This is a genomic window from Paraburkholderia sp., from assembly GCF_047605525.1.
Classification (GTDB): Bacteria; Pseudomonadota; Gammaproteobacteria; order Burkholderiales; family Burkholderiaceae; genus Paraburkholderia.
This window is the reverse complement of sequence record NZ_JASGFN010000008.1, coordinates 114,467-137,832: the sequence shown is the minus strand read 5'-3', so window position 1 is coordinate 137,832 and position 23,366 is coordinate 114,467. Positions and strand designations below refer to the sequence as shown.

Here is a 23,366-nt window from a genome sequence, read left to right as displayed (position 1 = left end):
AAGCAATCGATCCAATCTTGCCCGACGAGGATTTCATGTCCACGACTCACGCCGAAGAGCGCATTCGCGCGGAAAGCAATACAACCGCCGGCACACACTCCGGCTCGGCGCACCCAGGCTATCGAACGCTGTGGCGCTGGCATTTTTACGCGGGGCTCTTCGTGATGCCCTTTCTGCTCGTGCTCGCGATCACCGGCACGCTGTACTGCTTCCAGCCGCAAATCGAGCCGCTGCTATATCGGCATCGCCTGATCGTCGAACCGCAGGCCGTCCCGAGGCTGCCCGACAATACGTTGCTGGCCAAAGCCCGCGCGGCGATGCCGGCCGGCTCCGCCGCGCTGACCGTGGTCGTCACGCGCGATCCGCAACGCAGCGCGGAATTCGTCTTTCGTCTCGCGGACGGCACGCAACAGAGCGTCTATCTGAATCCGTACAACGGCGACGTATTGGGCACGCTAAGCGTCGAGCGCCGCTTCATGCAGGTGGACCGCATGCTTCATCGCAAGCTGCTGCTCGGCAAGCCCGGCGAATTGCTGATGGAGCTGGTCGCATGCTGGACGCTCGTGATGATCGGCACCGGTATCGCACTCTGGTGGCCGCGCGGCAAAACCGGCGCGCGCGCCGCGCTGCTGCCGCGCTTCACGCTGCGTGGACGTCCGCTGTGGAAGAGCATCCACGCGGCGCTCGGCATCTGGCTCGCGCTCGGCGCGCTCGCGTTCGTGCTGACCGGCCTGCCGTGGACCGGCTCCTGGGGCAAGCAGTTCAAGGCGTTCGCCACCGCCACGCATCTCGGCGCGCCGCCCGGCACGTGGGGCGGCCTGGCGTTGCGCTCCGCGCTGCCGGGAGCGCGCGCGGACCATGCCATCGCATCGGATGCACCTGCAACGAATGCGACGCACGGGAGCCATGCCGACATGGACTCGATGCCCGGCATGGTGATGGACGACCTGCCGTTGCCGCTCAAACCATGGGCGGCCGGCGACACGCGCGTGCCCGCTTCCACCAGCACGGCGCCCGGTGCAATGCAGCCGTTGTCGCCCGGTCATATCGTCGCGCTCGCGGCCTCGCTCGGTATCACGGACGGCTACAGCATCGTGCTGCCGAACTCGGCAACGGGCGTCTACACCGTTTCGTATTTCCCGGCGAATCCGCAAGACGAACGCACGCTGTATATCGACCAATACAGTGGCGCGATATTGAAAGACATCCGCTACGGCGATTACGGCGCGATCGCGAAAGCCGTTTCATACGGCACGTCACTGCATATGGGTCGCTACTTCGGCGTCGCGAACCAGATCCTGTGCGCGGCCATTTCGCTCGGCCTCGCCGCGCTCGCCGTGACCGGTTGCGTGATGTGGTGGAAGCGGCGGCCACAACGCTCGCTCGGTGCGCCAGCGCGCGAACGTGCGGCGCCGCCGATGCGCGGCTGGAAAGCCGGCCTCGTTCTGCTCGGTGTCGTCTTCCCGCTGATGGGCGCGACGCTCGTCGCGGTATGGCTGCTCGACTGGCTGGTTTTCGGCCGCACCGCGCGAAGTCTGAACCGCGCGGTTTAGGGCCTGCTTACGCCGCTTGCGCCCGCTGATTGTTTACGATACATTTTGCTCGTTTATGATCGTTTTAGATCGGCAAGCGAGGAAAAGCGATGCAGCGAACGCGACAGGAAGCGATAAACGGGCTGCTGCCCGAGCAACGCGAAGCGCTCATTCTGGAGCGGCTGCGCACGCACGGCCGGGTGCTGGCGGCCGAGCTCGCCGCCGAATTGCTGACCTCGGCGCACACGGTGCGCCGTCATCTGCGCGACCTCGCCGACCAGGGCCACTGCAAGCGCGTGTACGGCGGCGCACTGCTGATGTCGCCGGCCGGCAAACCCGCCGCCATCCGCATGCACGAAGCCGTCGATCGCAAGGCGCGCCTTGCGGCGGCGGCCGCGTCGATCGTCCGCCCGAAGCAGATCGTGCTGCTCGACGCCGGCTCCACGAACGTCGCGATCGCGGCGGCGCTGCCCGACAACATGCAGTTGACCGTCGTCACGAATTCGCCCGAAGCCTGCATGCGCGTGCTGAACCGGCCGGGCTTCGAGGTGATACTCGTCGGCGGACGCATCGCGAGCGGCGCGGCGGGCTCGCTCGGCGCGACCGCGCTGCTGCAAATCCAGCAGATCCGCGCCGACCTGTGTTTTCTCGGCGCGTGCGCGCTCGATCCCGAGGAAGGCGTGGCCGCGTTCGATGCCGAGGATGCCGAGCTCAAACGCGCGATGGTCAAGGCAAGCGGCCAGATCGCCATCGCGCTGACGTCGGAAAAGCTGATGACGGCCGCACCGTTCGCGGTAGCGCCCGCTTCGGCGGTCGATCATCTGTTCGTCGAGGCCGACGTGCCGGCCTTGAGGCTCGCGAGCCTCGAGGCCGTCTGCGACAACGTGAAGGTGGCGCGCCGATGACTTCGCTCGATATCCCGCACAGCAAGCTGGTCAAGGAACGCATCGCGACGATCGGCGTGTTTCTCGCCAACGGTTTCGGCATCGGCGCGTGGGCGGTCGAGGTACCGCGCATCAAGGAAAGCCTGTCGCTCAGCGATGCATCGCTCGGCATTGCGCTGTTCTGCTTCGCGCTCGGCGCGATCGTCGCCATGCCGCTCGCGGGGCAACTGGCGCCACGCCTCGGCAGCGGTCGCGCGACCGCGCTGCTCGGCGCGGCCTTCGCGATCGCATTGCCGTTGCCGGCGCTCGCGCCCGGCATGGTCACGCTGTGCATCGTACTGCTCGCGCTCGGCGCATCGAACGGCGCGCTCGATGTATCGATGAACGGCCACGCCAGCGCGATCGAAACGCAATGGCGCGCGCCGATCATGTCGTCGTTTCATGCCGCGTGGAGCGCGGGCGGGCTGCTCGGCGCCGCGACGGGCGCACTGCTGCAAAAAGGCGGTGTCGGCGTGATCGGCGGCCTGCTCGTGCCCGACCTGTTCATCGCGATGCTGATTGTTTGTGCGGCCACGCTCGCGTTGCGCGATATCGGCCCGCGCGCGGCTGCGGTGTCGAGCGGCTTCGCGTGGCCCGACAGCAGCGTGATGAAACTGGCGATGCTCGCGTTCCTCTGCATGCTCGTGGAAGGCGCGGTCGCCGACTGGAGCGCCGTGTATCTGCGCTCGACGTTGAATCAGGAAGCAAGCATCGCCGCGATCGGCTATTCCGCGTTTGCGTTGTCGATGGCGGCGTGCCGGATTGCCGGCGATGCGTCGGTGCGCCGCTTCGGTTCGAGCAGGGTCGTCGCACTCGGCGGGCTGATCGCGCTGGCCGGACTCGCGCTCGTGCTGAGCCTGCCGACGGTGCTGACCGCGTGCGTCGGCTTCGCGATGATCGGCGTCGGTCTCGCGAATATCGTTCCGGTGATTTTCAGCGCGGCGGGACGCTCGACCACGACGCCCGCGATCGGCGTTTCGATGGCCGCCACCGCGGGTTATGCGGGCTTTCTGGTCGGGCCGCCGTTGATCGGCTTCGGCGCCGGATTGCTGGGCTTGCGCACGGCGTTGTGCGTACTCGTGATGGCGACGCTGATCGTTTCGCTGTTGGGCGGCAAGGCGGTGCGCAATGCGCGGCTCGCTTGATCCCGGCCTGATTGCATGCGCGCGATAAGCGCGCGCGGCAGGCCTACTTCGCCTCCTTGTCCAGCACCGCCACCGGCTTGCGAACGGGTAGCCCATCATGCTCCGCGTGCTGACCCAGCGGCCAGCTCAGCGCACCGAGGAGCGAATGCGGCTGCGTCCCGTCGTCGAGACCGGTGACCGGCCACTCATGTTTCGCGGGTATCCAGCGCGTGCCGAACACGTGGTCCCACATCGGCAGCAATTGCGCGAAGTTGTGATTCAGATGTTCGGCGCGAATCGAGTGATGCAGCCGGTGATACTGCGGATTATTGACCCACGTGACGTAGCGGCCGAGGTCCACGCGCAGATTCAGATGCGCGATGTAATTGCCGATCATGAATACGATCGAGGTCGCGCCGACGATCCACGGTTCGACCCTGAACAGCACGCCGACGATCGGATAAAGCAGGCATCCCTTGATCAGCACTTCGAGCCAGTGATGCCGCAACGTCACCGTCACGTTGAAATCCACCGCGCTATGGTGCAGCGAATGCAGTTTCCACAGCACGGGCCACGTGTGCTGCAAGCGATGAAACGCGTATTCGAGCAGATCGATGGTGAGCAGCACGATCACGAACGATGCGAGCGCGCCCCAGCCTCGCGACACCAGCACCACCATGCCGCCGCCGAACGCGTTCACGATCGCGACGCTCGCTGCCGCGGTAAGCGGCTTCGCGGCCTCCACGAACACCAGATACAAAGCCGCATAGGCCATGTTCAAACGCTGGCCCGCGCGCGATTGCAGCAACGTGGCCGGCCAGCGACGCTCCGCCAATGCGCCGAGTCCCATCATCAGCAGCACGAGCGCATAGGCTTGCAACCACAGCCTCGCGTGGTGCAGCAGTTCAGGAAACGGGCTCGACGCAAACATGAAATTCCCCGCTGCAGAGGATTCGGAATGGCGGCATAAGTGGCTCAAGTAACTTGAGCGACTCGAACCACGGCAAACACGAGATATGCCGCGTACTCGCGAACGACAGGAACGTTAGTGTGATCTTCTCAGCCCGCAGGCGGGCGCGCAAGCCTGCTTTGCAGCCGCTTCGAGTCAACCGGCCGCGCGTGTTCGTGCTTACCAGGAACTTACGACGAATCGTGGTCCGCTCCGTGCGAGCGGAAAAAAGTGGCGAGGTCATCGCTTCACGCCGTCACGATCGCGAGTGGCCGATACTTCCGTACCGGCCACTCGCGTCGTCGTTGTTTATCGACATCCGTTTCGAGTTGGCCCCGCCGCACTTCGCAAAACGCGTCAACCTCCCCGAACGCGAATCACGAAGACGTTTGCTGCCGTCGGCTTTTATTCACTACGTGGATGCCTGATTCCGGCTGCACTGTATCGTTCTTGTAGCTCTCTTATTGCAATGGCTATGCCATCAGGCGTCAAAGCCTTGCCAGGCAATGATGCGCGCCTCCGCAAGCCGGGTGGCGCGCGCTGGATTGCACACAATGAATCGGAATTGAGACGTCGCCGTGGCGGGACGATGCTTCGCGTTCGCCCGCACGCGTCCATTCGAGGCGAGCGGGAAAACCCGTATGAACATTGACGCGCAATGGTTTGACGAACGCGCCGGTCGGAATTGCCGGCGCGATGCGAGGAGAAGTAGCGCTTGCCGTGCGCCGCCCGTCGTGTTGCAAAGTTGAGACGGCAACACAAGCGATCGGCTTTACAGCAGCGCCGTCAATTGCGCGACGCGCGCCTTGAACTGCTGCAATTCAGCGGCGCGCAGCGGCTTTTTGTGCGGCAACCCGACTGTCAGCGGATCCTGCGGCACGTTGTCGACGTGGACTTCGTAATGCAGATGTGGCCCGGTCGCCCAGCCCGTCTCGCCGACATAACCGATCACCTGATTGCGCGTCACATGACTGCCGCGCCGCAGCCCCTTCGCGAAGCGCGATAGATGCGCGAACGTCGTCGAATACGGTGCGGGGTTCTGAATGACCACCACCTTTCCGTAGCCTGTCTGATGGCCGATGAAGCGGATCACACCTCGTGCGGTCGCATGCACCGGCGTGCCGGTGGGCGCCGCGAGATCGACGCCGTCATGACTTTGCCAACGGTGCAGCACGGGATCGAAGCGGTGCGGCGAGAAACCCGACGACACGCGCGTGAAATTCAGCGGATAGCGCTCGAATGCGGGCTTCGTGCTGGCGCCGTCTTTCGAGTAGTAGAACGGCTGGCCATGAAGATCCTTGTACAGAAACACGTCGTGCGTCGTGGCTCCGCGGGCGATGCGAACCGCAAGCGGTTTACGCATGACGTCTTCGTTATCGCTCCGGTTGTTTCCATTACTGTTGTCGAACACCGCGCTGACCTGGTCGCCGGGCCGCAGATCGCGCGCGAGGTTGAGTTCGTTGCGGAATGCACGCGCCAGAATCGCGGTCGTGCCCGCATCGACACCCATGCTTTGCGCGGCCGCCGCGAAACTGCGGTCGATGGGCGCTTTCCTGACGGTGAATGCAGCGGGTTGCGCGGCTTGCGGCGCCGATGCGGCGGGTGTGGCAGATGCGGCAGCGGGGATCGACGCGGCGCCCGGTGCTGCCGCCGGCGCATTGCCGGCAACTTTCGTGGAATCCTTGCTCACCAGCGACACGTCCGGATCGTCGTCGTGCATCGCGCGGTGGTGAGTCATCAGGTACGCCGCGCACACCGAACTCATTGCACACACAACAATGATTTTGCCGGCACGCCCCGGCAGAATGCGGGCTACAGATAGAGGCATTGACTCATGACAGGCGGTCGACCGTCGCGTGCGCGTATGGCGCGCACGATCGGGTAGGTTCATTGAATCGGCGTCTCCAGTTATTGCGTGAGACGCCGCGGAAGATTGATGGGCAAGCCTATGGACGCTTTCTTAAGTCAGTCTTAAGCTGCCCCCAATAGACGGGAGTGCAAGCGGGCGCGGACAACGTCGTTGTCGCGGCCTTACAGGAAATGCGTCAGCAAGCGGCTGATCTCGATGACGGGCGAAGTGCAACTCTCCGCGCTTTTCGCGCGACGCGCTGTCGAGTCAGGAGAGCGACGCAAGCATGTTCGACAGACGGCGGATATGTGTCTTGAACGCATCGCCTGCTTCGCGATTCGACGTCGGATTCAGATGCGACGTTTCCGCGAGTTGCGCCTGCTCGTGAAAATCATTGGCGATCTTGCGCCTGATGTCCTCGGGCAACGATCGCACGATGGAAACGAGCAAGGCCTCTTCGGCATGCATGATGCCGAGAATCGAATGAGTGTCCATGCGAGAACCTCCGGTGGAAACATCGGCAGTGCAATCCGGCATCGGCGCCGGCGCACTTCATGTTACCCCGTTGGTCACCCGCCATTACTCCGCAATCGAATAGCGCGACGGGCGGCTGCGCGGCTGGTTCTCCACATGCTCGACACGCGGGCTCGCACCGCGGATAAAAAGGATCGCGCACAACGCGAGCATCGCCCAGATGCAAAGAACTACCGTCAAAGTGCTCATTTCAAGTTTCCGGAACGTCGGGACCGCGGGGTCAATACCTGGGGGTGTCGGGGGTGTGCCGGCCGTCAATGCAGCACGGACTGGCCGGGCGCGCCGAACAGAAGCTCGTCGATCAGGCCTCTGGTGAGCATCAACTGTCTTTCGAGCGATTGGCGCACCGCTTCCGCGCTGGCCCCGTCGCTGCGTGCGACGGCCGCGTGGGCCTGTGTCGCGAGACACAACACGGCCTCGGACGCGTGCCGCAGTTCTCGCATCGCGTCCGCGTCAGGGTCGGGTGACAGGCTGTCCCAATCCGGCGTGGAAATTTCCGGCTGGCAGGCGTCGAACCGGCGGGTCTTGGCGTGGCGGGAAGACATCTGAGGCTCCTGGCGCGATTGGCACAAAGCCAGTGTGCGCCGGCGCCCTGCTTTTCAATTCGCCGAATAGAAGCCGATTGGCAAGTCAATCCGGCCTCTTCGAAAGATCAGGGTTTCTACTGGTAATCAGGCCGTTGCGAGTGACGGATCCGCTCGCTGGTGCTTCAAGATCCGTGTTGCGCCGCAGGAAAACGATAACCCGCAGCACGATGTAAGGCGCTTAAGCGGCCGCCACCTCGATACGCAACGCCTCGCCGCCCGCCGCGATCGCGAGCAGATGGTCGACGTTCGGATGCCCACCCGGACGGTTGCGCGCGTCGGCCGTATGTTCGGCGAACAGCGCGAGGCCGTGTTCGGCCGCCTTCGCGTCGAGCGTGCCGAAGGTCCCGCGCAGATAGTTGTACACCGCGAGCGAGCCCTGCTTGCCCGGCTTGTTCTCGATACTGGCGACCACGGCGCCGCTGCCGTCGATCAGATCGATACGCGCGATGCCGTCGATCGCGGGCATCCGGGCGAGATTTTCCTTGAAAACGTTGCTCGGTTGGATCATCGAAACTACTCCTTCTGTTCTGGAAAATGCATGGCGGCACGTATCTTATCCGATGGGCTGAACGCTCGTAAATCGACCAGCAAAACGGACCGAAGCACGCTGCCGATGCCAGGGAATCCTCGGCAATTTTTCGGGCTTACGGACAGCTAGTTCGATAGGGAAAACGTTTAACTTCTTTTTTTCGAAACTTGCGAAAATGCGCCACATGTAATCTTTTTCGAAGCTGAGCGGCGTCCGCACGAAAGGATGCGTCAGCATCGTGACGCGCACGATACTTCGTCTGGCTAACTAATCTTCTGGCAATAAATCGCTCGCGATAATCACGCCGCGACGCAGTCTAAAAATCCCTTCCAAAAGGACATGGAGTAGCGGCACCAGCCGGAATCATCGTTCGGACCACTCCCATTGGCAGCATTTCAAGGTGCTTGCAATCGTCTTTGAGATATGATCTCCTACGACTTAAGAAAAATTTCCGTAACGCAAATCGCCGGTTGTCGTAGTCGTCATGCTGCATTGCAGTGATTACGGATATGGCAGAAGCCCGCCAGTCTTGAAGGGCAGCAGGAAGCACCGTGCCGTAGAGGCGTTTGCCCTTCTGGTACACGGCTATGCTTTATTTACCACTCAAGTTATCAGACGACTGATGTTATTAAGCTGCACACTTAAACTTGAAGCGGTTTTAATCAACTTAAAAGGAGATAAATGGATAAATCGCCATAAATCAAAAATATAAATCCGACACCCATTAAATCAGAATCCGGAGACGAAATGCTTTCACCGAAGAAAACTACGCTTGCATTTGCCCTGAGCGCTGCCATGGCCCTCCTGTTCAGCGCCTGCGGCGGCGGAAATGACAATCCATCCTCTGCGCCGACCTCTCCTGGCACCCCGCCCACGACGTCGCCGACTCCCACGCCCGATCCGTCCAAAAACGGCGCCATTTCGCTGCATGGGGTCGTGTACGGCGCGGCCGACACCAGCGTGCCGCCCGAGGCGGGCATTCCGATCACGATGATGGGGCAAATGCGAGCGCTGTTCGATCTGATCAGAAAATCGCCCGATTTCACCCAGGTCGTCATGGATCTCGGCGACGGCAGCCCCGTCCACGTGCTCGATACGAACACTGGCGACAAATTCCTGCCCGGCAAGCTCGCGCTCGGCCTGTCGTGGATCCTGATCGATATGAAAACGAAAGGTGATCCGGCCTATGCGGATTATCTGGCGACGTATCAGAAAATCACGACCGCGATGATGACGCAGATGAGCGGCGCCAACTACACATACGCGAATACGTCCTGGGGCGAGTACTACTATCTCGTCGCGCTCAATAACTTCCAGGCGCACGGCATGCTGAACGAAGTGTTCAGCGACTCGATGCTGAATACGCTGAAAGCACGCCTGACCTTCTGCGACATGTTCGGCGCGGATGCGAGCGGCAAGACCGACACCTGTCCGGCGGCCGGCACGCCGATCGACGTGGCCTCGCTCAATACCGCGCAGAACTACTACGCGGTGTCGTACGGCATCGCGGGGCTGCGGCAGAAGCTCGGCTGGAGCAACCCGACGTTCTCGTCGACCACCGACCCGAGCGTCGCCACGATGAACGCACGCGACGCGCTGCTGTACACGTTGACCAAACACATCCGCAACGACTCGTCGGGCGGCTTCTCCGACGAAGCATCGAATACCCACACGACCTACTACGACCAGGCGCGCTACGACCGTTACAGCACGCTATTGATCGGCGAAGTAACCGAGCGCACGCTGGAAATGGGCAATCAGGCGAACCTGACGCCGGAACTGAAATCGTATCTGCGCAATTCGGTCAACCTGATTCTTCCGCAGCTCAATACCAACGGCCAGGGCTTCAACTATGGCCGCTCGATCGGCCCATACGGCGACTCGGCATTCATGGAAGTGCTGACCGCGGCAGCCAACGCAGGCATATTGACCGATCAGGAAATGAAGGTCGCCTATACATACATCTACAAGTCGGCTTTGCGCTACAGCAACTTCTGGTACGACCCGACGCTGCCGACGCCGTCCGTGAACATGTGGGTCAAGGGCCGCGGCACCGACGCGTATCGCGGCAAGCCGCGCGTAATGGGCGAGAACTTCAGCCTGCTGCACCAGTACATGTACGTCAACGCGTGGTGGGACAAACTCGGTTTCAACGGCAAGGCGCCGCTGTCCGATGCCGACATGCAGGCCTACCTCGATACGAAGCCGCATTACACGCTGACCTGGTACAATCAGCCGACCGACACCGCGCATCCGTATAGCGCGGGGCTCATCACGGTGCGCGACGGCAAACGCGTGATCAACCTGAACCTGAGCCAGGCGCCGGACTACAACTCGTTCACGCCGTACTATCCGACGCCGTCCTCGGACAATCTGGTGTATGGCACAACGGACCTCGCCTACGCACTGCTGATCCCGCAAGTCACGTATAACGGCAAGACCTATATTCCGGTCACGTACTACAAGAATCTGAACGTGACGGAAAACAACGGTCAGGTCGTCGTCACGTTCGACACGGCAAAGTTCAGGCAAGCAACGAAAAACGCCGCATACACGACGGATCTCGATCTGCAGGTGCATACGGTCATGACTTTCAGCAACGGCACGATGACGCGTACCGATACGCTGAGCTCGGGCACGCTGACCGGCAACCTGTCGGTCGAAACGGACTACACGTCGTTCGCGGACTTCCAGAACACGACGGCCAATAGCGACGGCTTCTCGGTCAACTACACGAACAGCCCGGCGACGAACTATGCCACCACGGGTTTCGACAGTTGCGCACTGTCGCAATTCGACACGGTGAACGGCGCGACCAACCCGTTGTCGACCACGCCGATTGGACAACTACATTCCAGTTTCGCGTGTACGACGCAGCCGTTCGCGTTGACCGGCGGCGCCAGCCGCACGCTCACGTGGACGCTGAAGTACGCTGACCCGGCCTGATAGCAGCAAACAGCAATGCACGGCCTTCCCGTTCGCGGGAAGGCCGCTTTCATTTGCGGAGTCGCGACTTCTCTACGCGGCATCGCAACGCGCAAAAAGCAAACGCATTTACCCTTTCGTTGCCCCGAACGTCAAACCCGCGACGAAATGCTTCTGCATCGCAAAGAACATCATGACCGACGGCAGCGCCGCCAGAATCGATCCCGCCGAAACGAGATTCCACGCGGTCGTCCACTGCCCCTTCAACGCGGCAACGCCAACGGTAATCGGCGCGGCATCGTCGCCTTGCGTCAGACACAGCGCCCAGAAATAGTCGTTCCACACAAACGTAAACACGAGAATCGCCAACGCGGCGAGCGCGGGGCGAATCAGCGGCAGCACGATCCTGAAGAACACGGTCCACTCGTTCGCCCCTTCGATGCGTGCCGCCTCGACCAGCTCGAACGGCAACTGCTTGATGAAGTTGCGCAGAAACAGCGCGCAAAAACCGGTCTGAAACGACACATGAAACAGAATCAGCGCGCTGACCGTATTGAACAGACCCAACTGCAGCGACAGATCGCGCACCGGAATCATCAACACCTGGATCGGCACGAAATTGCCCGCGACGAACGTCGCGAACAACGTCGAATTGCCGCGAAAGCGATAGATCGCCAATGCAAAGCCGGCCATTGCGGCGAGTGCGATCGAGCCCACCACCGAAGGCAGCGTGATCAGCACGCTATTCCAGAAGTAATGCAGCATCGGCGACGTGGTCAGCGCCTCGCGATAGTTATCGAACATCGCGAAGTGCTTCGGCCATCCCCAATAGTTGCCCTCGCTCAGTTCTTCGGTCGAACGCACCGACGTGACGAGCACCGCGATCATCGGCAGCAGCCAGATCAGGAGCGCAATCGGCAACGTCAGTTTGTACACGCGGCGCGTGGCGGGCTTCCATTTGTCGATGGAAATCGGAAACATCAGCGGCTCCTTATTGCTCGGCGCGCAGCATCCGCCGCAAGTGATAGACGATGTACACGAGCATGATGCCGAACAGCACCACCGCTATCGCGGCCGAATACCCGATGCGGTAGTACTTGATCGCCTGGTCGTACATGAAATACGCGAGCACGGTCGAGCTTTCGAACGGACCGCCGCCCGTCATCACCGAAATCAGATCGAAGCTGCGCAGCGCGCCGATGATCGTGACTACGATCGCCATGAACGTGGTGGGCCGCAGTTGCGGCAGGATCACGTGCCACAGCATCGACCAGCCGTGCGCGCCTTCCATGCGCGCGGCCTCGATCTGCTCGGCGTTCAACGTGGTCAAGCCGGTCAGGTAAAGAATCATGCAATATGCCGTTTGCGGCCACAGCGCCGCGAATACGATGCCGAACGTCGCATAGTGCGGATCGCCGAGCACCGGCACGCCATGACCGAGAATCATCGCGAGCAGGCCGAAGGTCGGATCGTAGAACCACGAGAAGATCAGACCGACCACGACGCCCGACAACACGAACGGCGCGAAAAACAGCGATTTGACGATGCGAATCCCCGCCACCGCCTGATTCAGATACAACGCGACGGCAAGCCCCATCGGCGGAGCGAGCAGGAACAGCACGAGCCAGATCAGGTTGTTCTTCAACGCCGTGTAGAAAGTCGGCGTATGAAACAGCTCGATGTAATTCGCGAGACCGATAAACGTCGGCTCGGTCATGCCGTCCCAGTTGAAAAAGCTCAGGCGGATCGTCGAGAGGATCGGCCACACCACGTACACGGCCACCATGATGCAGGCCGGCGCGAGAAACAGGAACGCGGCGCGCCGTTGCCGGCGAGCGGTCGGCGTTGGGCCACGCCGGCGCGGCGTGGCCGGCGAGCGCACCGCGCCGCCGGGCGCGGGCATGCCCGGCCCACCGGGTTCAACAGGACCGTCGACGCTATGACGGCTCACGGAATGCGACACGATCAATCTCCCGATCCGATCCAATCCTATGCAACGAGCGGCAACGGACAGCGGCCTCGCGGCCGCCGCCGCTTACTTCTTGTAGATGCGCTGACGCGTCTGCTCGAGCTGCGCGAGTATGTCGTCGAGCTTCGACGGATCGGAGACGAACTGCTGCATCCCCTTCATCCCTTCGTCGGCCATCTCCTTGGTCATATCGCGATCGTAGAACTGCGCAATACCGCCCTTCGTGTTCGACAGGATCTGGAAGCCGATCTTCGAAATCGGATCTTCAGGCTCGGGCGATTTGCTGTTCGCCGACAACGAGCCGAGTCCTTTCGCCAGTTGCGCGCCGATTTCAGGCGTCTCGACGAAAGCAAGGAACGTGTGCGCATCGGCCTTGTTCTTCGCCTTCGAAGGAATATGCAGCGATTCGACCGGGCCATCCTCGGCGGTCGGCACCTTCGGGTCGATGATCGGGAACTGGAAATAGCCCATTTGCGGTTTTACGTTGTCCGGGAAACCGGCGGCAATGAACGTGCCCATCAGCATCATGGCGGCCTTGCCCTGGAACAGGAACGGCTGCACCGCATCGAGGTCGTAGGACAGCGAGTTATTGATGAAATAGCCGTCGTCGATCAATTGCTTCCACGTCGTATAAACCTTCTTCACGCGTGGATCGGTGTACGGAATCTCGCCGGCCATCAGCTTCTGATGGAACGCGTTGCCGTTCAGACGCAGATCGAGATAATCGAACCAGCCGGCGAGCGTCCATGCATCGCGCCCCGCCACCGCAATCGGCGTGATGCCGGCGGCTTTCAGCTTCTTCGCGGCGTCGAGAAATTCATCCCACGTTTTCGGCTCGCCTTTGATACCGGCCTTCTCGAACAGGTCCTTGCGATAGAACATTCCCCACGAGTAATACACGGTCGGCGCCGCGTACTGCTTGCCCTTATACGACGACGCTTCCTTCGTCGACGCATACATGGCGTTCCAGCCGTTCTTCTGCCAGTCGCCGCTCAGATCCTCGAAGAGACCACGCCGCGCGTAATAGGCCATGCGCTCGCCGTCGTGCCAGTTGACGATATCGGGCGCGACCGTCGAAAGCCAGCCCGGCAATTGAACCTTGTAGGCTTCCTCGTCGATGAACGACACCTTTACGTCGACGCCGGGATGCGCTTTCCTGAACTCGTCGACCACCTGCTGCCAGACCGCGCGCTGGCTCGCCCCCTTGTACGCGATATTGAGCGCGAGCGTGCTCGCCTGTGCCGTGCTCACGACGGACGTCCCAGCGGCGACCGCGGCCAGCGCGAGCGCCAGCAGAATCTTGCGTGGCTTCAGTTTCATTCTGACTGTCTCCTTTATTCCATGGTTTTACGTCGTTGTCGCTTCTGTGTAGAACTACTGCGTGGAATGATCGTGGCCGGATCCCTGCTGTCGCGACCGGTAGATCGCCACACCTTGCGGCGCGACCGTGCGCGAACCGATGACAAATGCGTCGTCGGGTACGTTGTCGAGCGTATGGGCTTCGGCGCCGTAGTTGAACACGTAGGTCAACGCGCCGCGCCGGCTGATGCGCACGCTGTCGCCCAATTGCGCGGTTGCGATGCCGGCTTCCCGCGCGATTCGCGCGAACAGCCGCACTGTCAGCGCATCGTCGAACAGGCTCGCGAAATAGTGGAACGTGCCGCTTCGCACATAGGCGGGATGACCGTCCGCGAAACGCGCGCGCACATCGAGCGAAGACGACGCATCGCTGTCGATGAAATCGCGCCAATGGCGCGCGACGCCGCCAGCCGCGCCCGTCTCTTCGAGAACGACCGACTCCGTTACGTTCGGCCGCATCGATTCGACACGCCATACGCGCAGCGGCAGCACGGACGTCAACGCGCCGGGCGGCAGATTCGCCGGAATCCGCAGGTCGCGTGTCTTCGAGCCGGTGCGCGGGCCGAGCACCACCTGGGCGCCCGAGCGCGCGAGACGCTCGCCAAGAGCGTCGGGCACGACCGGCAGCGGCGGCACGACGATCAGGCTGTAGCCATCGAACGATGCATCAACCGGCACGATATCGACATCGAGCCCGAGCGCGCGCAACGCCGAGTAGTACTCGAACGCGAAACGCGGATAGTGAAAGTCCGCGCCCTGCGGATGAATCTCGAACAGCCATTTCGCCTCGTAGTCGTAGACGAGCGCGACTTTCGAGCGGATCGTCGCATCGGCGTCGGCGTGCGCGGCAAGCACCGTGCGAATTTCGGCGGCCACTTGCGACGCCTCATTGCCACCGATGTCGAGCCGGTTATCCGGCGTATTGAGGCCGGCATGCATCTGTTCCTGCGCGAACGGCGCCTGACGCCAGCGGAAATACGACACGCAGCCCGCGCCATGTGCGAACGCTTCCCAACTCCACAACCGCACCATGCCAGGCAGAGGCGCCGGATTCCATTGCGCCCAGTTCACCGGTCCCGGCTGCTGCTCCATCACCCAGAACGGCAGCTTCGACATGCCGCGATAAACATCGTGATTGAACGACGCGAAATCCGGATGACCGCTGCGCAGCCAGCGCGCCTTCACGTCCGGCGCGAACCATTGCTCTTCGAGCGCGCCGAGCGGATAGCTGTCCCATGTCGCGACATCGAGATCGGCCGCCACCTTGTAGTGATCGAACTCGGTGAAGAGTTGCATGAAGTTGTGCGCGACCGGCCGGCCCGGCGAATGCGCGCGAATGATCTCGACCTGCATGCGGTTGTAGCGCGCGACTTCATCGGACGCGAAACGCCGGTAGTCGAGGCGATGCGACGGATGCGCCTCGGTCACGGTCGCGACGGGCGCGTCGATTTCGTCGAAACCGCGGTACTCCATGCTCCAGAACACCGTACCCCATGCTTCGTTCAACGCCTCGATCGTGCGATAGCGGGCCTTCAGCCATTCGCGAAAGCGCATGACCGCCGCCGGTGAATAGCTGACCACCGTGTGATGGCAACCGAATTCGTTATCGGTCTGCCAGTAAGCGACCGCCGGATGCTTGCCGTACCGCTCGGCCACCGCCGTGCAGATACGCCGCGACGCTTCGAAATACGCGGGCGACGAAAAATCGTAATGACGCCGCGAGCCGAACGCGCGCGGGCGGCCATCGGCGCCGACCGGCAGGATGTCCGGATGCCGGTCGATCAGCCACTTCGGCGGCGTCGCGGTCGGCGTGCACATCACGACCTGCAAGCCGGCCGCGCCGAGCACGTCGATCGCGCGATCGAGCCAGCCCCAGTCGTATTCGCCGGGCATCGGCTCCATGCGGCTCCACGCGAATTCGGCGATCCGCACCTGCTCGATGCCGAGCGCTTTCATCCGGCGCGCGTCGTCTTCCCACATCGATTCCGGCCAGTGCTCCGGGTAATAACAGACTCCTAGACGCATCCCTATATCCCCAATGTTTTTCAGGCGTAGTGTTCGACGGATTCGAGCGACGCGGCCGCGAAGCCGTCTTCGGTAAACAGATGGCAGGCGGTGCGCGGCACGCACAAACTCGCGTTCTCGCCGGGCGCGAGGCGCGTCTCGCCCGGCGCCTTGGCAATCAGCACCGCGCCGCCCGGTTGATCGAGGTGAACGTAGCTGTGTTCGCCGAGTTGTTCGACGAGCGATACGCTGCGCGTGAGCACGCCATCCGCCGATGGCATCGCGGATGCAACCGCGGGCGCGTCGATGAACTCGAGATGTTCGGGCCGCACGCCGAGCGTGACGGGCTGCGCCATTTGCAGTCCCGCGCCGCTCACCGGCACACGAATGTTTTCGCCGGTGTGATCGAGCGTCACCCCTACGCCCCGTGCGTCGATCGACGCCACCTGGCCCGGCAGAAAATTCATTCGCGGCGAGCCGATGAAGCCGGCCACGAAGCGGCTCTTCGGACGGTGATACAACTCGAGCGGCGCACCGATCTGCGCGATGCTTCCGTAGTTCTCGGTGTCCTTGCCCGAATGCAGCAGCACGATCTTGTCGGCGAGCGTCATCGCTTCGATCTGATCGTGCGTCACGTAGACCACGCTGGCCTTCGCGAACTGCTTGTGCAAACGCGCGATTTCGACGCGCGTTTGCCCGCGCAACGTCGCATCGAGATTGGAGAGCGGTTCGTCGAACAGAAACACGCCGGGTTCGCGCACGATTGCGCGGCCGATCGCGACACGCTGCCGCTGCCCGCCCGACAAGGCCTTCGGCCGACGATCGAGCAGCGCCTCGAGTTGCAGGATGCGCGCGGCTTCACGCACCTTGTGCCCGATTTCGTCTTTCGGCGTCTTCGCAAGCTTCAGCCCGAACGCCATGTTCTCGAACACCGTCATGTGCGGAAACAGCGCATAACTCTGAAACACCATCGCCACGCCGCGCTGCGCGGCGGGCACGTCGTTGACGATGCGCCCGCCGATCGACAGGTCGCCGTCCGTCACGTCCTCGAGCCCGGCGATCATGCGCAGCAGCGTGGACTTGCCGCAGCCCGACGGCCCGAGAAACACGCAGAACTCGTTCTCCGCGATGTCCAGATCGACGTTGCGGATCACCGGCACACCGTCGCCATACGCTTTCTGCACGCCTCGTAACGAAATGCTCGCCATTGCATCGACTCCGTGATTTAATCAGCCCGAAGTCGGAGATTAAGCGCTTAATCAGCGAGCCCGAAAAAATCGATCGCATGCGATCGCTGGGGCTGTCTCCGATATCGTTCTATCTGCCTGTTCGACGACAGATGTTGCCGCGCCTCGCGCCGTGATGCAAATGCCGGGCAGCCATCCCAAATACTGACAATATTATGACCACACTCAGCGAAGTCGCGCGTCATGCCGGCGTCACGCCGGCCACGGTGTCCAACGTGCTGCGCAATCGCGGCCGCGTCGGCGCGGCCACGCGGCAGCGCGTGCTCGACGCGGTCGAAGCGCTCGGCTACCGCCCGCACCTCGCCGCGCGCGCACTCGCCGAAGGCCGCGCGCCGACGCTCGCGCTGATGGTGTCGAGCATCGCCAATCCGTTCTATCCGGAGTTCGCGCTCGCGGTCGAACGCACGGCGCGCACGAGCGGCCATTTCGTGATCATCTGCAATACCAACGAGGATCCGCTGACCGGCCGCGCGTATCTCGACCAGATCGCCGGCACGCTTTCGGAGGGCGTGCTGGTGACGAACGCGAACCTCGATTTCGTCGACCTACACGCGACCGAAGCGCGCGGCACACCGGTCGTCCTGTGCATGTGGGAGCGGCCCAACGAACCGCCGGGGCTGCCCTGCGTCGCGGTCGATTTCCGTCTCGCCGGCGAACTGGCTGGCGCGCACCTGCTCGAGCTTGGGCATCGGCGCATGGGTGCGATCGTCGGCAGCAAGGCGTCGGGCATTCATGCGGCGCGCTACGCAGGTTTCGTCGACGCGTTGCGCGCGGGCGGCGTAACGAAGAATCGCGTAAGGCATGCGGTCGATACGATTCACGGCGGCTACCGCGCGGCGCGCGCGCTGCTCGAAACCGATCCGCAACTCACCGCGATTTTCGCGACCAACGACTTGCCCGCGCTCGGTGCCATGCATGCGGCCGCGGACCTCGGCCTGCGCGTGCCGGACGATCTGTCGGTGATCGGCATCACCGACATTCAGCTCGCGCGCGAGTCGCGTCCCGCGCTGACGACGGTGGCCGTGCCGACGGTGGAGGTCGCCGGACTCGCGGTGGAACTGTTGCGCGAGCTGATCGAATCATCGTATGGGCAGGGAGGGCGTGGCACGCGCGAGGTGCCTATGCGGATTTCGTCCGAGCCCCGCCTGGTCGTGCGGGCATCGACCGCCGCTCCGCGGCGATAAAACTCACGGAACAAACGCTGATCGCGCACATTGCGTAGACCGACGCAACGCCGATAACGCCTCGTTATCCTTTCAAAACAATTTCAATCGAGTCAGGACTTTCCCGAAGTCCGGCTTCATCGCCTTGCACCGCATCAGAGCGCACGAGCCTTGTGTGGCAAGCCTCGCCGTCCGCGTGCGAGTTCGTGTGCGTCAATTTCCGCTCCTCGCGCTTCCTTGACGATTACCGGCGCGCCTGCTGTACTAAATCAACCAAAGTGATTTAGGTGGCGCGATTCAGTCCAACCAGCAGGTTTGTTCGCATGTGTCCGCGCATGCCGTTGCCATGCAGTTCATCACGTCATTGCCCATAACAGGAGGAGCGTCCCATGAATCTGAATTCCCGCAGGCATCCCGTCGCCAGGAAAATCGTGTCGATGTGCGTCGCGGCATCCGCGGCATGGTGCGCGAGCGCGACTCAGGCGGCTGATCAGCCTGTCGTCGGCCTCATCACGAAAACCGACACGAACCCGTTCTTCGTGAAGATGCGCCAGGGCGCCGAAGCCGAGGCCTCGAAAGACGGCGCGAAGCTGATGACCGCCGCCGGCAAGTTCGACGGCGACAACGCAAGCCAGGTCACCGCGATCGAAAACATGATGACGGCCGGCGCGAAAGCGATTCTGATCACGCCGAGCGACACCAAGGCGATCGTGCCGAGCATCAAAAAGGCGCGCGCGGCCGGCGTGATGGTCGTCGCGCTCGACACGCCGACCGAGCCGCAGGACGCCACCGACGCCCTCTTCGCCACCGACAACTTCAAGGCCGGCGTGCTGATCGGTCAATACGCGAAGGCCGCGTTGAACGGCAAGCCCGCGAAGATCGCGACGCTCGATCTCGCGCCCGGCGTGTCGGTCGGCGTGCTGCGCCACAACGGCTTTCTCCAGGGCTTCGGCGTGAAGGAAGGCGACCCGTCGATCGTTTGCAGCCAGGACACGCGCGGCGATCAGGCGAAGGGCCAGACGGCGATGGAAAACTGCCTGCAGAAAGCGCCGGACATCAACGTCGTGTACACCATCAACGAACCGGCCGCGGCGGGTGCGTATCGCGCGCTCAAGGCGGCGGGCAAGGACAAGAGCGTGATGATCGTGTCGATCGACGGCGGCTGCGAAGGCGTGCGCAATGTGAAGGCCGGCGCGATCGCCGCGACCTCGCAGCAGTATCCGCTGAAGATGGCCGCGCTCGGCGTCAACGCCGGCGTCAACTACGCGAAGACCGGCAAGAAAGTGTCCGGCTATCAGGACACCGGCGTCACGCTGATTACCGACAAGCCGATGTCCGGCATCGACAGCAAGGACACGAAGTTCGGCCTCGACAACTGCTGGGGCAACAAGTAACGCACACTGCAAGCGCGGCCCGCATTGCCGGGCCGCCACCGGATCTGCCGCGTGACCTTCTCGTGACCTTCGCGCTCACCCTGATGGTCACGCTCATGTATCGAGGACTGCCATCATGTCGACTCCTTCCGCGCCCGCCGGCCGCCCGCGTTCGTCTTTCACCGAGCACCTGCCGTCGCTTGCCGAAGCCGGACCGCTCATCGCGCTGGTATTGGCCTGCGCATTCTTCATCTCGCAGAGCAGCCGTTTTCTGTCATTCCAGAATCTGTCGCTGATCCTGCAGCAGACGATGGTCGTCGCGGTCATCGCGATCGGCCAGACGCTGATCGTGCTGACGGGCGGCATCGATCTGTCGTGCGGCATGGTGATGGCGTTCGGCTCGATCATCATGACCAAGTTCGCGGTCGCGCTCGGCGTGCCGCCGATTCTCGCGATTCTGTGCGGCATCGGCGCGAGCACGTTGTTCGGCGTATTGAACGGCCTGCTGATTACGCGCATCAAGCTGCCCGCGTTCATCGTCACGCTCGGCACGCTGAACATCGCATTCGCGCTCACGCAGATCTATTCGAACGCGGAAAGCGTGTCGAACCTGCCCGACGCGATCATGTTCTTCGGCAACACGTTCAGGCTCGGGCCCGCCGAGGTCACGTACGGCACCGTGCTCACGCTGCTGATGTATCTGGCCACCTGGTTCGTGCTGCGCGACACGGTGCCGGGCCGGCATCTGTATGCGCTCGGCAATAACGCCGAGGCCGCGCGGCTGATGGGCCTGTCGTCGCAGAAGATCCTGCTGACCGTGTACACGCTCGCCGGCGCGATCTACGGCATTGCCGCGCTGCTGTCGGTGTCGCGCACCGGCGTCGGCGATCCGCAGGCGGGGCAAACCGAAAACCTCGACAGCATCACCGCGGTCGTGCTCGGCGGTACGAGTCTGTTCGGCGGCCGCGGCTCGATCGTCGGCACGCTGCTCGGCGCGCTGATCGTCGGCGTGTTCCGCAATGGCCTGACGCTGATCGGCGTGTCGTCGGTGTATCAGGTACTGATCACCGGCATGCTGGTGATTCTCGCGGTCGCCGCCGACAAACTCTCGCACCGCAGCCGTTGAGCACTCACAGGAGCCCTGACATGTCGACACCAACTTCCACTCCATCCACGATGCCGGTTCTGCAGGCGCGCGGACTCGTCAAACGTTATGGCAACGTGACCGCGCTCGACGGTTGCGATTTCGAAGTGCTGCCTGGCGAAATTCTCGCGGTGATCGGCGACAACGGCGCGGGCAAATCGTCGCTGATCAAGGCGCTCTCGGGCGCGACGGTGCCCGATGAAGGCGAGATTCTGCTCGACGGCAAGCCGGTCAGATTCCGCAGTCCGCTCGATGCGCGCGCGCAAGGCATCGAAACCGTGTACCAGGAACTCGCGGTCGCGCCGGCGATGAGCATCGCCGAGAACCTGTTTCTCGCGCGCGAATTGCTGAAGCCGGGCTGGCGCGGGTCGCTCTTCAAGATGATCGACAAGCGCCGCATGCTCGAGGAAGCAACCTCGCATATGAAGGACCTGCAGATCGGCATCCGTTCGATGCGCCAGGCGGTCGAAACCTTGTCCGGCGGCCAGCGCCAGGGCGTCGCGGTGGCGCGCAGCGCGGCGTTTGCGCGGCACGTCGTGATTCTCGACGAACCGACTGCCGCGCTCGGCGTGAAGGAAGGCAACATGGTGCTCGAGCTGATCCGGCGCGTCCGCGAGCGCGGTCTGCCGGTGATCCTGATCAGCCACAACATGCCGCACGTGTTCGAGGTCGCGGACCGCATTCATATCCAGCGGCTCGGCCGGCGCGCGGCGCTCGTCAATACGAAGGACGTGCATATGTCGGAGGCGGTCGCGATCATGACCGGCGCGAAAGAAGCCGACGTCAAGGCCATCGCGTGACGCGCCCGCCGAGCCACTGAGCCACTGAGCCAATGAGCCATGCGCCGCTGAGCGCCCACACGACGATGGATACCACCAGCACCGGTGCCAAAGCCCGCTCGCCCGCCAAGCGCACGGTCGGCTCGAATCAGGTCGGCATGCGGCAGTTCAACGAGCGCATCGTGCTGCAAACGATCCGTCTGCACGGACCGCTGCCGAAAGCCGACGTCGGCCGCCTCACGCGTCTTTCGATGCAGACGGTATCGATGATCGTCGACCGCCTGATCGACGACGGTCTGCTCGAAAAGCAGGCGCGCGTGCGCGGCCGGATCGGTCAGCCGTCGGTGCCGATCGCGTTGCGCGCGGACGGCGCGTACACGATCGGCATCAAGGTGGGGCGCCGCAGCCTCGACGTGCTCGCGATGGATTTCGCCGGCCACGTCGTGAGCCGTGACGTGTTCGAGTATGCGTATCCCGATCCGCGCGCGCTGTTTCCCGCGCTCGAAAGCAGGCTCGCGCGCGTGCACCGGACGCTCGGCGCGAAGGCGGCCAAGGTGGTCGGCGTGGGCGTCGCGGCACCGCTATGGCTCGGCGGCTGGCGCGATTTTCTCGGCGCGCCGCCCGACGCGCTCGACGCATGGCACGACATCGATCTGCGCGCGCGCATCGCGACGATGACGGGCCTGCCCGTCGAGTTCGCGAAAGACACCACGGCCGCCTGCGCCGCCGAACTCGTGATGGGCCAGGGGCGCGGCATTCACAACTTCCTGTATCTGTTCGTCGGCACGTTTATCGGCGGCGGTCTCGTGATCGACGGGCGTCTGCATGGCGGCCCGCACGACAACGCGGGCGCGGTCGGCTCGATTCCGCTGCGCGAGGGCAGCGCGCGCAAGCCCGCGCGGCAATTGCTGCATGCGGCGTCGGGCTTCGTGCTCGAGAAGCTGTTCAGCGACGCCGGGGCGCCGGCCGCCGCCGCGCACGATCATCGCGCGCTGTCGCCCGAACTATGGCGATACACCGGGCAATGGCTCGACAGCGCGTGCCCGGCGATCGCGAACGCGCTGACCAATGCGGCTGCATTGCTCGATCTCGACGCGGTCGTGATCGACGGCGAACTCGACCGGCAATTGCTGCGCGAAATCATTCGCCGCACCGAACGCGTGCTCGATCGTTTCGAATGGGAAGGAATGGTGCGCCCGCAATTGCTCGAAGGCGCGATCGGCGCCGATGCACGCGCGATGGGCGGCGCGATTCTGCCGCTCTATGCGCATTTCGCGCCGGTGCATGAGCTGTTTCTGAAGCCGGCGGCGTCCGATGCGGGTTATGAGAAACGGTGAGCGCGAGCGTCTTTCCGTCGCACGCCCCGGTCTCGGCGT

The 23,366-nt window shown here is 63.1% G+C and carries 21 protein-coding genes; 9 read left to right on the top strand and 12 right to left on the bottom strand.

Annotated elements, in window-relative coordinates:
• Positions 1–35 precede the first annotated feature (35 nt).
• The 3 genes from QM685_RS13850 (at position 36) to QM685_RS13840 (ending at position 3,600) form a co-directional block, all read left to right on the top strand.
• Entirely contained in the window at positions 36–1,553 is a 1,518-nt protein-coding gene (locus QM685_RS13850; RefSeq protein ID WP_415116770.1) for a PepSY-associated TM helix domain-containing protein, read from the top strand.
• An 89-nt stretch (positions 1,554–1,642) separates the two neighbouring features.
• Positions 1,643–2,437 carry a DeoR/GlpR family DNA-binding transcription regulator gene (locus QM685_RS13845; RefSeq protein ID WP_415116768.1) on the top strand — a complete coding sequence of 265 codons (795 nt, stop codon included), beginning with the start codon at positions 1,643–1,645 and terminating at the stop codon, positions 2,435–2,437.
• Positions 2,434–3,600 (top strand): MFS transporter, encoded by a 1,167-nt coding sequence (locus tag QM685_RS13840; RefSeq protein ID WP_415116766.1) that lies wholly within the window; start codon positions 2,434–2,436, stop codon positions 3,598–3,600. Before QM685_RS13845 ends, QM685_RS13840 begins: the two co-directional genes overlap by 4 nt.
• 43 nt (positions 3,601–3,643) lie before the next feature.
• On the opposite strand, the gene QM685_RS13835 is transcribed toward QM685_RS13840, so the two are convergent.
• From QM685_RS13835 to QM685_RS13805, 7 genes are all read right to left on the bottom strand, one after another.
• Positions 3,644–4,510, bottom strand: a complete 867-nt coding sequence (locus QM685_RS13835) for a sterol desaturase family protein (RefSeq protein ID WP_415116764.1) — start codon at positions 4,508–4,510, stop codon at positions 3,644–3,646.
• A 790-nt stretch (positions 4,511–5,300) separates the two neighbouring features.
• Entirely contained in the window at positions 5,301–6,266 is a 966-nt protein-coding gene (locus QM685_RS13830) for a peptidoglycan DD-metalloendopeptidase family protein (RefSeq protein ID WP_415116762.1), read from the bottom strand.
• Between the two features lie 378 nt (positions 6,267–6,644).
• The gene (locus QM685_RS13825) at positions 6,645–6,872 is read right to left on the bottom strand and encodes a hypothetical protein (RefSeq protein ID WP_415116760.1); all 228 of its coding nucleotides are present in this window, start codon (positions 6,870–6,872) and stop codon (positions 6,645–6,647) included.
• A gap of 84 nt (positions 6,873–6,956) precedes the next feature.
• Positions 6,957–7,100: a hypothetical protein gene (locus QM685_RS13820; RefSeq protein ID WP_415116758.1), complete on the bottom strand. Its 144-nt coding sequence runs from the start codon at positions 7,098–7,100 to the stop codon at positions 6,957–6,959.
• A gap of 65 nt (positions 7,101–7,165) precedes the next feature.
• Entirely contained in the window at positions 7,166–7,456 is a 291-nt protein-coding gene (locus tag QM685_RS13815; protein WP_415116756.1) for a hypothetical protein, read from the bottom strand.
• A 220-nt stretch (positions 7,457–7,676) separates the two neighbouring features.
• Entirely contained in the window at positions 7,677–8,006 is a 330-nt protein-coding gene (locus tag QM685_RS13810) for a DUF2322 family protein (protein ID WP_415116754.1), read from the bottom strand.
• A 683-nt stretch (positions 8,007–8,689) separates the two neighbouring features.
• A complete protein-coding gene (locus tag QM685_RS13805; protein WP_415117027.1) occupies positions 8,690–8,824 on the bottom strand; it encodes a hypothetical protein in 135 nt (44 codons plus the stop codon).
• Here QM685_RS13805 and QM685_RS13800 point away from each other — a divergent pair.
• The gene (locus tag QM685_RS13800; RefSeq protein ID WP_415116752.1) at positions 8,775–10,973 is read left to right on the top strand and encodes a hypothetical protein; all 2,199 of its coding nucleotides are present in this window, start codon (positions 8,775–8,777) and stop codon (positions 10,971–10,973) included. The genes QM685_RS13805 and QM685_RS13800 overlap by 50 nt on opposite strands.
• 108 nt (positions 10,974–11,081) lie before the next feature.
• Here QM685_RS13800 and QM685_RS13795 read toward each other — a convergent pair whose 3' ends face one another.
• From QM685_RS13795 to QM685_RS13775, 5 genes are all read right to left on the bottom strand, one after another.
• Positions 11,082–11,933 carry a carbohydrate ABC transporter permease gene (locus QM685_RS13795; RefSeq protein WP_415116750.1) on the bottom strand — a complete coding sequence of 284 codons (852 nt, stop codon included), beginning with the start codon at positions 11,931–11,933 and terminating at the stop codon, positions 11,082–11,084.
• Between the two features lie 10 nt (positions 11,934–11,943).
• A complete protein-coding gene (locus tag QM685_RS13790) occupies positions 11,944–12,915 on the bottom strand; it encodes a carbohydrate ABC transporter permease (RefSeq protein WP_415116748.1) in 972 nt (323 codons plus the stop codon).
• Between the two features lie 72 nt (positions 12,916–12,987).
• On the bottom strand, positions 12,988–14,241 hold the full coding sequence (locus QM685_RS13785) for an ABC transporter substrate-binding protein (protein WP_415116746.1): 1,254 nt from the start codon (positions 14,239–14,241) through the stop codon (positions 12,988–12,990).
• Between the two features lie 54 nt (positions 14,242–14,295).
• Positions 14,296–16,305 (bottom strand): beta-galactosidase, encoded by a 2,010-nt coding sequence (locus QM685_RS13780; protein WP_415116744.1) that lies wholly within the window; start codon positions 16,303–16,305, stop codon positions 14,296–14,298.
• A gap of 20 nt (positions 16,306–16,325) precedes the next feature.
• Complete coding sequence (locus QM685_RS13775) at positions 16,326–17,492, bottom strand: ABC transporter ATP-binding protein (protein WP_415116742.1); 1,167 nt, start codon at positions 17,490–17,492, stop codon at positions 16,326–16,328.
• A 194-nt stretch (positions 17,493–17,686) separates the two neighbouring features.
• On the opposite strand from QM685_RS13775, the gene QM685_RS13770 reads away from it, so the two are divergent.
• The 5 genes from QM685_RS13770 (at position 17,687) to QM685_RS13750 (ending at position 23,327) form a co-directional block, all read left to right on the top strand.
• Positions 17,687–18,715 carry a LacI family DNA-binding transcriptional regulator gene (locus QM685_RS13770; RefSeq protein ID WP_415116740.1) on the top strand — a complete coding sequence of 343 codons (1,029 nt, stop codon included), beginning with the start codon at positions 17,687–17,689 and terminating at the stop codon, positions 18,713–18,715.
• Positions 18,716–19,083: 368 nt separating this feature from the next.
• The gene (locus QM685_RS13765) at positions 19,084–20,088 is read left to right on the top strand and encodes a sugar ABC transporter substrate-binding protein (RefSeq protein WP_415116738.1); all 1,005 of its coding nucleotides are present in this window, start codon (positions 19,084–19,086) and stop codon (positions 20,086–20,088) included.
• A gap of 115 nt (positions 20,089–20,203) precedes the next feature.
• Positions 20,204–21,193 carry an ABC transporter permease gene (locus QM685_RS13760; protein ID WP_415116736.1) on the top strand — a complete coding sequence of 330 codons (990 nt, stop codon included), beginning with the start codon at positions 20,204–20,206 and terminating at the stop codon, positions 21,191–21,193.
• Between the two features lie 20 nt (positions 21,194–21,213).
• Positions 21,214–22,011, top strand: coding sequence for an ATP-binding cassette domain-containing protein (locus tag QM685_RS13755; RefSeq protein ID WP_415116734.1), 798 nt, complete (start codon positions 21,214–21,216; stop codon positions 22,009–22,011).
• A gap of 65 nt (positions 22,012–22,076) precedes the next feature.
• A complete protein-coding gene (locus QM685_RS13750; protein WP_415116732.1) occupies positions 22,077–23,327 on the top strand; it encodes an ROK family transcriptional regulator in 1,251 nt (416 codons plus the stop codon).
• Positions 23,328–23,366 lie beyond the last annotated feature (39 nt).